Source organism: Barnesiella sp. (assembly GCF_022723415.1).
GTDB lineage: Bacteria > Bacteroidota > Bacteroidia > Bacteroidales > Barnesiellaceae > Barnesiella > Barnesiella intestinihominis.
Genome location: NZ_JAIJHU010000001.1, coordinates 128129 through 140272 on the forward strand (window position 1 = coordinate 128129; position 12144 = coordinate 140272).

Sequence of the window (12144 nt, forward strand, 5' to 3'; positions counted from 1 at the left end):
AGAAGGTCTACCATTCGACAATGACCGACACATCGCGAATGTCGCCGGGGATTGGAGGCTTTTCTTTGGTAACGATTAATCGACCTCCTGTTATTTGTGGATAATGAGAACGAAGCGAGTTGGTGATTCGTCCTGCAACGTGTTCAAGTAAGCGAGAGGGTATAGCCATTTCGTCAGAAATGATTTTACAGACTTCTGCGTAGTTGAGTGTATCGGTCAGTTCGTCCGTAACGAGAGCTCGGGAGAAGTCCGTATAAAGAGTAGTTTCTACTTTGAAATAGTTCCCTACTTTTTGTTCTTGGGGCAGTACTCCGTGATGGGCGTAGAAGTGCAGGGCCCCGATGTGAATGGAGGTTCTCATACAGATTGTTTTATGGAGCAAATATAGGGAAAAAACAGGTTTCTTATAATATCTTTTTATGATTATGAGATTAGAATAGAATGATTTCAATAGATTTTTTTCTTTTTGTATGAGATGTGGAGATGGACTGCATCTCGTAAAATCCGGTAAACTTGTTTTTACCTTTGGTTTATGTTATCTTTGGAGTCAATAAATAAGATTATATTATGGCAAAGGATAATACTTTTTCGGGTATGGCGCATAATGCTCTGACAGCGGAGACTACGATTGTCGGGAAGATAGTTTCGCAAAAAGATATTCGCATAGACGGGACTTTGGAGGGACGATTGGAATGTCAGGGTAAGGTTGTCATCGGGGAGACCGGTCAGGTGATAGGGGATATTGTTGCTGTGAATGCCGAAGTGGTAGGACGTATAACGGGTAATGTAATGGTGGCCGAGATGTTGGTGTTGAAAGCGACATCTTCTTTGGAGGGCGATATACAGGCTCGACGGTTGGCGATAGAGCCCGGAGCCGTGTTGAACGGAAAGTGCACCATGTTGCAGCAGCTCGACGATGGAGGCGATGCCTGAAAGGTTGTTTTTTTTTCGATTTGGTGAGCAAAATCGAGGATAGGGTGTTAATTTCTAATTAAAGGGATAGTATGGAAAAAAGAGTAATACCCGTTTTGGAAATGAGTTGTGCCGTTTGTGCGGCAACAGTCGAGAAGACTGTTCGGGAGTTGACCGGGGTCGAAGAGGCAAGTGTGAATTTTTCGGCTAATACATTGCAGGTGGTTTATGATCCCGATAAGATTTCGTTGAAGGATATGCAGGCTGCGGTAAGTGCCGCCGGATATGACTTGGTTATTTCGGAAAATGCGGAAGCTGATGCTATTGATGCCGAACATCGTCTTTATCTCGATTTGCGAAGAAGAACCATTGGTGCTTGGAGTTTCGGATTGCCGGTGATGGTATTGTCGATGATTTTTCATTCTCCTTCACAGATTCTTACTTGGATATTGCTCGCACTGACTCTTCCGGTGTTATATTGGGGGCGTTCGTTCTATGTATCGGGTTGGAAGGCTGTAAAACGAGGACGAGCCAATATGGACACTTTGGTAATGTTGAGTACTGCCGTTTCTTTTCTGTTCAGCTTGTTCAGTACGATTTATCCGTATTTTTGGCTTTCTTTGGGACTTGTTCCGCATGTCTATTACGAAGCGGTTGCTATGATTATAGCTTTTGTTTTGTCGGGGAAATTATTGGAAGCGAGGGCTAAGCAGAGCACATCGGCTTCTATCCGTTCTTTAATGGGATTGCAGCCCAAGACGGCAAGGCTGGTCGGAAAGGACGGGGAAGAAAAAGATGTACCTATTGCTATGCTTCTTCCCGGGGATACAGTGAGTGTTCGCCCCGGTGAGAAAATACCGGTGGACGGGACTGTTTTGGAAGGTGGTTCTTATGTAGATGAAAGTATGATCAGCGGGGAGTCTGAGGCCGTGAAGAAACAAGCCGGGGATAGGGTTTTGGCCGGAACGTTGAACCAGCGTGGCGCTTTTTGGTTGAACGTGCAGGCTTCGGGAGCCGATACCGTACTTGCCCGTATGGTTCGTATGGTTCAGGAGGCGCAGGGGAGTAAGGCTCCTGTTCAGGGGGTGGTCGATAAGGTTTCGTCTGTTTTTGTACCGGTAGTTATTTTGTTATCTATACTTACTTTTGTGATTTGGATTTCGGTTGCCGGGTGGAACATGTTTCCCTATGCGTTATTAACCGCAGTCTCGGTATTGGTTATCGCTTGTCCGTGTGCGTTAGGATTGGCTACGCCTACCGCTTTAACCGTAGGTATCGGTAAAGCGGCGCAACAGCATATCCTCATCAAAGATGCCTTTGCTTTGGAGAACATGTGCCGTGTGAATGCAATTGTTCTGGATAAGACCGGAACCTTGACCGAAGGAACGCCGAAGGTGGTCGGCGAGAAATTATACTCTGGTTTCGAAGAGTATGTGTCGGTATTGTTGGCAGCCGAAATGCGTTCGGAGCACCCTTTGGCAGTGTCGCTTTCGGAGTATTTGCGACAGAAGGGGGTCAAGCCTGTCGAAATATCGGCTTTTGAAAGTATTACGGGAAAAGGTATAATGTGTGAATACCGAGGTGAGAAATTCTGGATTGGAAGCAAGGCATTGGCGGAAGAGAATGTGGGTGTTTTATTACCCGATTTGTTTTCTATCTATTTTGGTAAAGGAGATTCGTTGGTAGCTGCTTTTGAAGTAAAAGATGCTTTGAAGGAAAATTCGAAAGAGGCAGTACGTCAATTGGAGTCGTACGGAGTAGAGGTTTGTATGCTTACCGGTGATAAAGAGTCTGCGGCTTCCGAAATCGCTCGTCAAGCAGGAATTACCCATTATGAATGGGGTGTTTTGCCCGATGATAAGGAGCGTTTTGTCTTGGATTTGCAACGTCGGGGCAAATGTGTGGCTATGGTCGGCGATGGCATTAACGATTCACAGGCATTGGCACGGGCCGATGTGAGTGTGGCTATGGGAAAGGGAACCGATGTGGCTATGGATATAGCTATGGTAACTTTGATGAACTCGGACTTGGCTTTGTTGCCGAGAGCGATAAAGCTATCGCGAAAGACCGTAAGAATTATCCGGGAGAATCTTTTTTGGGCTTTCGGTTATAATGTAGTGTGCATCCCTATTGCAGCCGGAGTCCTTTATCCCGTAGGGATATTATTGTCTCCCATGTGGGCGAGTGCTGCTATGGCATTCAGCTCGGTATCGGTGATACTCAACAGTTTGAGGTTACGATAAAGAATAGTTAAAAAATATAGTGAAATGATACAAGTAAAAACTTCGGCCAAGTGTGCCGGTTGTGTTGCCAAGATAGCGGAACAGCTAAATACGTTTTTGACTCCTGAGCAGTGGAGTATCGATTTGTCGTCTCCCGATAAATTATTGACGGTGAAAGCCGATGTGCCTGCGGAGAAAGTTGTAGAGGCTGTGCGTGCCGCCGGGTTTAAGGCCGAATTATTGTAAAGGGACCGTACAGACGAGTACGAAATCATCGTATATGCGATACCAAACGGTGTAGGCTTTTGTGGCTTCGGTACGAGTCTCCCACGCCGATAGGTAGCCTTCTTCTGTAAGGAGGGCGGGGACGATATGCAAGTGTTCCCGAAAGTCTATCCCGGTCTCGGGTATAGCTTTGAAAAGGGCTTCTTTTGCCGACCAGCAGATGTGTAACCATTTTCCCCGATTCTCTGATGATATATTCAATTCAGGGGCGTTAAATACGCGTGGGGCTACTTTTTCTATTTTTTCGCCGATTCGTTCGATGTCTATTCCTATCGGTAAGAAAGGGTGGTAAGCCACAGCTACCCATTCTTTTGTGTGTGAAATCGATATGTGACCGGACTTCCTGAGTAAGTGAGGTTTACCCTCGGCGGTGTAGGTTATATCGTCGTTTAGAGTTTCTTTTATTCTGTTTAGCGATAATCGGGAGGCAGCTCGTTCGCAGAATCGCTTGGGGGAAAGATTTTGTGAGTCTATGAGGCTTCGCTCTTTTTCTGAAAGCAGGGTGGCTATGGTCTGTTCATTTTCTGTGAGCTGCCACAAAACGATTGTTGCTCCGAATTTTGTCGATATGTGTTCGTGAAAAGGCATTATTCGGCACGAGTTTCGATACTTTCGATTAGGTGAATAATATCATCTGATAAGTAGTCGATGACCGGAGCGATAGAGTCGCTTTTGCCGGATTCATCGAAATAAAGAGCTCCTCTCAGCAAGTATCGGGTACTGTCGGTAACTACAAATTGTAAAGGCGTAGCACTTTCGGCAGAGAGGTTATACAAGGTTGCATAGATTTTTCGTTCAGGATCTTCGTAATTACCTGCTTTTATGAAGTCCGGACGAATACTTTGCCTGTAAACCAAGTCTTTACTTTCGTTCAGCAGGCTTTCGAGATTTTTGTGCAAGATGTGATAACTGCAATAAATAGTGGCTCTATAACGAGGATATCTTATGTTTAGCCATTTAACGTCGTTTTTGTGTAATGTGGTGTCTTTGTCGAGGGTAGCTGTTGTCCCGTCTGGAATTTCGAAAGAAATAAAAGGGGATAATAAAGTCATTTCTTTATATTCTTCGGGGTATGGGTCTATACGAAAGTATCCGTCTGGAAGAGGTGTATATTTTCTGTGGCAGGAAAATATTACCGGTCCCATAGTTATGAAGAGGGTCGTATATAGTATGGCTTTATTCAATCGCATGTGAAAGTGTGGATATGAATCGATGGTTTGCTTCACTCTTCCGAAGGGGAATTGATAATCACTTTTACTTTACCGATACGCCGTCTGTCTAGTTCGAGTACGATGAACTGGCATCTTCCATAATCGATTTGTTCTTTTATTTTGGGGAAGTCTTCTTTGATATCTAAAATAAGTCCGGCCAGCGTCTCGGCATCTTCTGCTTTGTCACCGAATTCATTTTCGTCTAGTCCTGTGATTTTGTAAAAGTCGTTTAAAAGTATTTTCCCTTCGAATATATAGGTGTTTTCATCTATCTTCGTATAGTTTTTCTCTTCCTCGTCATATTCGTCGCTGATGTCACCGACTATTTCTTCCAAAATATCTTCCATAGTCACTATTCCCGATGTGCCTCCGAACTCATCGACAACGATTGCCATGTGTATTTTTTTCGTGCGGAATTCTTCTAACAAATCGTCTATCATTTTCGTCTCGGGAACGAAATAAGCTCGGCGCATTAATTTGTGCCAATCGAACGATGCCTCTTGACCAATGTAGGGTAATAGGTCTTTACTGTATATGATTCCTTTAATGTCGTCCTCGGTCGTATCGTAGACCGGGAGCCGGGAGTATCCGGTTTCGATAATCGTGTCGAGGAGTTGTTTGAAATCTGTCCGCATTTCAATATCGGTGATGTCGACCCGGGCTGTCATGACTTCTTCGACCGTTTTACCTCCGAATTTTATAATCCCTTCGAGCATTTCTTTTTCGTCGTTAGCTCCGACATTTGTCATTTCCAGAGCCTGCGAAAGTTCATTCATGGAAATGTTGGTGTTTTTTCGTACGATACGTTTATTTACGATATGGGTTGAACGAACCAAGAAATTGGCCAGCGGGGAGAATATTTTTCCTAATAAAGACAATCCTTTGCAGCTTTTCCTAGCCCAAACGACAGGTTTTAGATTTGCATAAAATTTAGGAATCACTTCTCCGAATAAGAGAAGGAGGAAGGTGAGCAGGATTGTCTGGAAAATAAAGTCCAATACTTCACTATTGAAGTGTAGAATATCTGAGAAGAAAAAATTGCAAAGGATAACGACTGCTACATTGACTAAGTTGTTTGATATAAGTATCGTAGCTAAAAGGTGTTCGGGGCGGGCGAGTAATCGTTTGACTAAACGATCCCGAGGGGATTCTTCGTCGAATTCTTGTAACTCTTCGGACGTGAGGGAGAAATAGGCTATTTCAGAAGCTGAGACAAATGCAGAAACACACAAAAATAATCCGGCCAATACGATTGCTAAAATAGCTCCTCCTGACGGAACTGTAATTTCTATGGCTGAGGAGAATACCGATAAATACGAATCTGGGTCCAAGAATCAGTGGGATTAGTTAAACAATGGGTATCTGCCGAATTTTATCTATTTCGGCCGTATTTTTCCAGTTTATAAATACATAGATACCAGTTAATTTCTCGCAAAATTACAATATTATATTAGAAAGGCAAATCATTATCGCTACTATTTTCAATAGGGGAATTGTAACTTGTGTTTGCCGGAGAGGGATTATTTTGCGACTGGGACATTACCGGTGCAGAACTCGGTGATGATTGTCCGTCGCGTCGGCCCAATAATTCCATATTGTCGACATAAATTTCGGTTGTGTATCGACGAATCTTGTTTTGGTCTTCCCATGAACGAGTGCGAATTTTGCCTTCGATATATAGTTGAGTCCCTTTGCGGACATACTTTTCTGCTATTTCGGCTAATCCGCGCCAAACCACGATGTTGTGCCATTCTGTTTTATCGGGTATTTGTATACCGCTTTGGGTCGTATATCCACGCTCTGTCGTAGCCAATGTGAAATTCGCGACACATACATTGTTTTCGAGGTATCGAACATCTGGGTCTTTTCCTACATTCCCTATCAGAATAACCTTATTTACTGACATAGTCGTTGAGTGATTGTAAAATTAATTTTCAAAGATAGTGAAAGATGGGAGCAGAAGCAAACGGAAATCTTGTTTCCGGCTTGGCTATGCCGAATCGCATCGTATCTTCGTAGCGTCAAAGATAGTGAAAGTTACGCATAGAACAAGACAGGTCTATTCGTTTTTTTTGAGTTAAGGTGTATCTTATCTTTGATTGGTAACCAATATAATCGAAAAGAAAACAAACGACTCCTTGTATGGTTTACAAAAATGCCCCGTTAGTCTGCTCTAACGGGGCTTATGATGGTAGTGAGAATAGAACCCGATTTTGTTATTTGGCGGCTTTCAATCCTCGGATAACTGCGGAGGAGAATCCTGCGGCTTCCATTTCGTTCAGACCTTTTATGGTAATACCGCCGGGAGTAGTTACTTTGTCTATCTCGACTTCGGGGTGGGAGCCGTTAGTCAATAATAATTCCGCTGCACCTTTGACCGTTTGTTCTACGAGTAAAGCCGCATCTTTGGGATAAATTCCCATCTCTATTCCACCTTCGATGGCCGCTCTCATATAACGCATGACAAAAGCTGTTCCGCAGGAGCAGAGCGCTGTCCCTGCTGTCATCAGATTCTCTTCGATGAGAAGGCTTTTCCCGAGGCTGTCGAATAGAGACCGAATATAATCTATTTGTTCCGGTACGGCATTGTAGGGCGAAATGAGAGTCATACTTTGTCGAATGGAGACGGCCGTATTGGGTATTACTCTAAAAATAGCCGGAGCCGCATCTTCCGATGAGAATAATTCGGACAATCTTTCCAATGTGATACCCGCTACCACCGAAACGATGATTTGCCGGGGAAAGTCCAGCACTTCACGTATGTCGTATGCCACACTGTCGAGTATCCAGGGTTTAACGGCCAAAATGATAACATCGGCATCCTTGACGGCTTCTTTGTTGTCGGTGGTCGTATGAATCGAAGGATTAAATGATTTGAGTTCGTTTAGTTTTTCTTCTCCTCGGTTACTGACTGTGATTTCCGACGGGGCAACGATTGAACTTTGAGACAATCCGCGGGCTATGGCTCCCCCCATGTTCCCGCCTCCGATAATTGATATCTTCATGAGAGTATGTTTTTAAGTTTGCCGATAAAACAATCGGCTTGTTCTTTGGATAACGACAGAGGCGGAAGCAGTCGAATGACATTCGTTCCCGAAGCTCCCGTAAATACATGTTGCTCGAAGAGTAGCTTGTTCCGAAGTTCTTTGACCGGGTAATCGAATTCGAGTCCTATCATTAGGCCTTTACCTCTTATGTCTTTAATTTGCGGTATTGTTTTGAGCTGGGATATGAGATACTCTCCGACAGTGGCTGCATTCTCGGTTAAATTTTCTTCTTGCATGACATCGAGGACAGCACAAGCTGCGGTGCAGGCTAAATGATTCCCTCCGAAGGTGGTTCCCAACATACCGTAGACCGGAGTGAAAGCAGGGCTGATGAGGACCCCGCCGATGGGAAATCCGTTGCCCATTCCTTTTGCGACAGTAATCAAATCGGAGCGTATGCCGGAGTGTTGGTGTGCGAAAAATTTTCCGGTTCGACCATATCCCGATTGTACTTCATCGAGAATGAGAACGACCTGATTTTGGGTACATATATTTCTAAGTTCTTTCAAAAATTGTGTGTCGGGTACTTGTATTCCTCCTACACCTTGTATGCCTTCGATAATAACGGCGCAGACATCTCCCTTCGAAATTTCTTTTTTCACTCGTTCGATGTCGTTGAGCGGTAAAAAAGCCACTTCAAAAGTGTCGTTGATGGGAGCGACTATTTTGGGGTTGTCGGTTACTTTCACTGCGGCAGAGGTTCTCCCGTGAAATGCTTTGGAGAAAGCTATTACCTTTTTCTTCCCCGTGTGGAACGAGGCCAGTTTCAAAGCGTTTTCATTGGCTTCCGCTCCCGAATTGATGAGGAATAGGGAATAGTCTTCATATCCCGATATTTTCCCTAATTTATCGGCCAATTGCTGTTGGAGACTGTTTTTGACCGAGTTGGAGTAAAATGTAAGTCTCTGTGCCTGTTCGGTGATTTTGTTTATATAATAAGGGTGCGAGTGTCCGATGGAAATGACGGCATGACCACCGTAGAGGTCGAGATATTCATTCCCTTCTGTATCGTAAGTATAACAGCCTTTCCCCGATTTTATTTCTATATCGAACAGGGGATATACGTCGAAAAGTTTCATATCTTTTTGTTAAAAAGCCGATGGTTTTAAATGTAAGCCAACCCGTTCATGCAATCCGAAAAGCAGATTCATGTTATGCACAGCTTGTCCCGATGCCCCTTTTAATAAATTGTCGATCACAGAAACGATGAGCAGTTTGTTATCATGTTTTTCGAGATACAACAGACATTTGTTGGTATTGACAACTTGTTTCAAGTCGGGCATTTTGTCGGTGAGAAATGTAAAATTATGATCGTCGTAATATGAATTGTATAAATCTTTCAATAGCTCTATTTCGACAGGGCAGTCGAGATACAGCGAAGCGAAAATACCCCGAGAGAAATTCCCTCTGACTGGAATAAAGTTGATCGGAGCCGAGAAACTGTTTTGCAGTTTGGACAGGCTCTGGCGTATTTCGTCCAAATGTTGATGAGTGAAAGGTTTATAAATGGAAATATTGTCGTTGCGCCAACTGAAATGAGACGTCTGCGACGGTTTTTGCCCGGCTCCTGTCGATCCGGTGATTGCGTGCACATGGATTTCATTGTTCAGCAGCAGATTTTTTGCCAACGGCAGCAGAGCCAATTGAATGGCCGTAGCAAAACAGCCGGGGTTGGCCACTCGTTTAGAACGAATGATGTATTTCCTGTTCAATTCGGGCAGACCGTATATGAAGTCATTCCCGGGAGCATCGAGTCGATAGTCGGTCGATAAATCGATAATGCGCAGTTCTTCGGGAAGGTTGTGACTCTCTATGAATTTACGAGTATCTCCGTGTGCCGTGCAGAAGAAAAGCAGGTCTATCTCGTCGAAAGGAGTTTCGCTGGTGAATATGAGATCGGTTTCACCGAACAGGCCGGTATGTATGTCGGTAATTTTGTTTCCGGCGTTACTTTCACTGTGAACGAAAATGATTTCTACATCGGGGTGGTTGATCAATAGTCTTATAAGTTCTCCGGCGGTGTAGCCGGCCCCTCCGATGATACCTACTTTTATCATAATTACGGGTTTAATAGTTTAATTCAGCGTCTAATCTACAATTTATTTTTTGTTTTTATTTTGTACGGAATAGAAAATTTTCATTTGGTTGCCCAGAATTTTGGTAAAGCCCTTTACATCGTCGGCACTCCACGCTTTATTTACTTCGCCGTATTCGCCAAAGTCCGATTTCATGAGATCGTAATCGCTTTCGACTCCCACTAAAACATAGCGATAAGGGTGTAGTTCGATGATTACACGTCCGGTAACGTTTTGTTGCGAACTATCGAGAAAAGCCTCTATATCGCGCATGACTGGTTCGAGGTATTGAGCTTCGTGTAAAAACATTCCATACCACGTGCCTACTTGATCTTTCCAATATTGTTGCCACTTGGTGAGGGTGTGTTTTTCCAACATCTTATGTGCGGCGATAATAAGCATGGGTGCGGCTGCTTCGAATCCGACTCTGCCTTTAATACCGATGATCGTATCTCCGATGTGCATATCGCGTCCTATGGCATAGGGAGCGGCGAGCGCTTCGAGGTCTTGGATCGCAGCGACTTTATTGTCGTATGCTTTTCCATTGATCCCGGCGATTTCACCTTTGACGAAATCGAGCGTGATAGTCTTGCTTTGAGTAGCTGTCATTTGTGACGGATAGGCCGACTCCGGCAGGGTTTGGTCGCTTTTTAGCGTCTCTTTACCTCCTATACTCGTTCCCCACAAACCTTTGTTTATAGAGTATTCCATTTTTTTGAAGTCGGCTGTATATCCGTGCTTTTTGAGATATTCTATTTCGTATTCACGAGTCAATGTCATATCTCGGGTCGGAGTGATAATCCCGATTTCGGGAGCCAATATTTGGAATGTAAGGTCGAACCGTACTTGGTCGTTTCCGGCTCCGGTACTACCGTGCGCTACATAATCGGCTCCGATTTCTTTGGCATAATTGATGATGGCTATGGCTTGGAAGATTCGTTCGGAACTGACAGAAATAGGGTAGGTCCCGTTTCTTAGAATATTCCCGAATACCATGTATTTGATACTTTTCTGATAATATTCTTGTGTTATATCGAGTGTAGCATGTTGTACCGCACCCAATTTATAGGCTCGTTCTTCGATGGATTTTAATTCTTCTTGATTAAAACCTCCGGTGTTGGCAATAGCTGTATATACATCGTATCCGCATTCTTCCGATAGATATTTAACGCAAAACGAGGTGTCCAAGCCTCCGCTAAAAGCTAATACTACTTTCTTTTTTGCCATGATGTTTTTGTTATTTGAGTTCTTGGTTGTCTTTGTTTTCATGTTCGTGAGGGTCGTAAAGCATGCCTGTGCAGAGACACATGCGTCGATTGTTTCGTTGCAAGATGTCGAAGTTCACACAACTTTCGCACCCTTTCCAAAAGGCAGGGTCGTCGGTTAACGAAGCAAATGCTACGGGTCTGTATCCTAATTCGTTATTTATTTTCATGACTGCTTCGCCAGTCGTTAACCCAAATATCTTGGCTTCCGGAAATCGTTCGCGGGATAACTCGAAAGCCTTGCGCTTGATTCTTTTGGCTAAACCGTGTCCCCGATAAGTATCGACGACGATTAATCCCGAGTTGGCTACAAACTGTTTGTTGCTCCAACTTTCGATATAACAGAAGCCGGCGAACTTGTCTCCGTCCAATGCTATGATTGCTTTTCTTTCCAGCATTTTTTGTTTTACATATTCGGGAGAACGCTTTGCAATTCCGGTTCCTCTTATTTTTGCAGCTCTCTCGATTGTGTCGAGAATCGTGTCGACGTATTTAATGTGTCGTTCGTCGGCTACAAATACTTTTATTTCTTCCATGATGTGTAAACCTCTTCTCCTTAAAAGAGGTGTTGTAGGTGTTGTTATAGGATCAGTTAAAAAATTAGTCATGTAAAACCGGGATAAAGGGCGAAAGAGCCAACATGGCCTGTTGATGGGATATGTTTTCTTCCAGAATTACCAAAACCGTATCGTCTCCGGCAATAGTTCCTAATACTTCGGGAGGAGTATTGCTATCTATATCGTATGCGAGACTTCCTGCATATCCCGGTCTTGTTTTAATTACAGACAAATTTCCTGAGAAATTAATGGAAATGAATCCTCCGGGTATTTGTCGCTCGGGATTCTCCGATAGTTTTTCCTGCATCAATTTGCCTATACTCCCTATTTCGGGCATAATATATACATATGAACCGTCATTGCCGGGAACTTTGGCAATCCTCAATTGTTTCAGGTCTCGGGACAAAGTAGCCTGTGTTAAATCAAATCCTAATTCGTGTAATTTTTTCAAGATTTCATCTTGGCTTTTTACTCTTGAATGGATAATAATTTCTCTTATAGCTTGTAAGCGGGCAACTTTATTTTTCATGCCTATGATATATTTGAATAATTATGCGGCAAATATAGTTT

General features: G+C 43.6%; 14 protein-coding genes. 3 read left to right on the plus strand and 11 right to left on the minus strand.

Going from position 1 to position 12144, the window contains the following annotated elements; translation table 11 throughout:
- Positions 1 to 7 precede the first annotated feature (7 nt).
- Entirely contained in the window at positions 8 to 361 is a 354-nt protein-coding gene (gene folB, locus QVD32_RS00470; protein ID WP_021891469.1) for a dihydroneopterin aldolase, read from the minus strand.
- A gap of 206 nt (positions 362 to 567) precedes the next feature.
- Between folB and QVD32_RS00475 the strand changes: the two genes are divergently transcribed.
- The 3 genes from QVD32_RS00475 to QVD32_RS00485 all read left to right on the plus strand — a co-directional run bounded on the left by QVD32_RS00475 (position 568) and on the right by QVD32_RS00485 (position 3380).
- Entirely contained in the window at positions 568 to 933 is a 366-nt protein-coding gene (locus tag QVD32_RS00475) for a bactofilin family protein (protein WP_008862663.1), read from the plus strand.
- A 71-nt stretch (positions 934 to 1004) separates the two neighbouring features.
- Positions 1005 to 3155, plus strand: a complete 2151-nt coding sequence (locus QVD32_RS00480) for a heavy metal translocating P-type ATPase (RefSeq protein ID WP_021891468.1) — start codon at positions 1005 to 1007, stop codon at positions 3153 to 3155.
- A 24-nt stretch (positions 3156 to 3179) separates the two neighbouring features.
- The gene (locus tag QVD32_RS00485) at positions 3180 to 3380 is read left to right on the plus strand and encodes a heavy-metal-associated domain-containing protein (RefSeq protein WP_021891467.1); all 201 of its coding nucleotides are present in this window, start codon (positions 3180 to 3182) and stop codon (positions 3378 to 3380) included.
- Here the strand turns inward: QVD32_RS00485 and QVD32_RS00490 are convergent.
- The 10 genes from QVD32_RS00490 to QVD32_RS00535 all read right to left on the minus strand — a co-directional run bounded on the left by QVD32_RS00490 (position 3372) and on the right by QVD32_RS00535 (position 12103).
- On the minus strand, positions 3372 to 4007 hold the full coding sequence (locus QVD32_RS00490) for a 4'-phosphopantetheinyl transferase family protein (RefSeq protein ID WP_021891466.1): 636 nt from the start codon (positions 4005 to 4007) through the stop codon (positions 3372 to 3374). The two genes, QVD32_RS00485 and QVD32_RS00490, sit on opposite strands and share 9 nt — an antisense overlap.
- Complete coding sequence (gene gldD, locus QVD32_RS00495) at positions 4007 to 4609, minus strand: gliding motility lipoprotein GldD (protein ID WP_008862659.1); 603 nt, start codon at positions 4607 to 4609, stop codon at positions 4007 to 4009. Before gldD ends, QVD32_RS00490 begins: the two co-directional genes overlap by 1 nt.
- A gap of 32 nt (positions 4610 to 4641) precedes the next feature.
- Positions 4642 to 5961 carry a gliding motility-associated protein GldE gene (gldE, locus tag QVD32_RS00500; RefSeq protein ID WP_021891464.1) on the minus strand — a complete coding sequence of 440 codons (1320 nt, stop codon included), beginning with the start codon at positions 5959 to 5961 and terminating at the stop codon, positions 4642 to 4644.
- Between the two features lie 119 nt (positions 5962 to 6080).
- Positions 6081 to 6536: a single-stranded DNA-binding protein gene (locus tag QVD32_RS00505; RefSeq protein WP_008862657.1), complete on the minus strand. Its 456-nt coding sequence runs from the start codon at positions 6534 to 6536 to the stop codon at positions 6081 to 6083.
- A 310-nt stretch (positions 6537 to 6846) separates the two neighbouring features.
- Positions 6847 to 7635, minus strand: a complete 789-nt coding sequence (gene proC / locus QVD32_RS00510) for a pyrroline-5-carboxylate reductase (RefSeq protein ID WP_021891463.1) — start codon at positions 7633 to 7635, stop codon at positions 6847 to 6849.
- Positions 7632 to 8756, minus strand: a complete 1125-nt coding sequence (locus tag QVD32_RS00515) for an aspartate aminotransferase family protein (RefSeq protein ID WP_021891462.1) — start codon at positions 8754 to 8756, stop codon at positions 7632 to 7634. Before QVD32_RS00515 ends, proC begins: the two co-directional genes overlap by 4 nt.
- Before the next feature lie 9 nt (positions 8757 to 8765).
- Complete coding sequence (argC, locus tag QVD32_RS00520) at positions 8766 to 9734, minus strand: N-acetyl-gamma-glutamyl-phosphate reductase (protein ID WP_008862654.1); 969 nt, start codon at positions 9732 to 9734, stop codon at positions 8766 to 8768.
- Between the two features lie 42 nt (positions 9735 to 9776).
- Positions 9777 to 10979 carry an argininosuccinate synthase gene (locus QVD32_RS00525; RefSeq protein WP_021891461.1) on the minus strand — a complete coding sequence of 401 codons (1203 nt, stop codon included), beginning with the start codon at positions 10977 to 10979 and terminating at the stop codon, positions 9777 to 9779.
- A 10-nt stretch (positions 10980 to 10989) separates the two neighbouring features.
- Complete coding sequence (locus QVD32_RS00530) at positions 10990 to 11553, minus strand: GNAT family N-acetyltransferase (RefSeq protein ID WP_008862652.1); 564 nt, start codon at positions 11551 to 11553, stop codon at positions 10990 to 10992.
- Between the two features lie 64 nt (positions 11554 to 11617).
- Complete coding sequence (locus tag QVD32_RS00535) at positions 11618 to 12103, minus strand: arginine repressor (protein WP_008862651.1); 486 nt, start codon at positions 12101 to 12103, stop codon at positions 11618 to 11620.
- Positions 12104 to 12144: the final 41 nt, after the last annotated feature.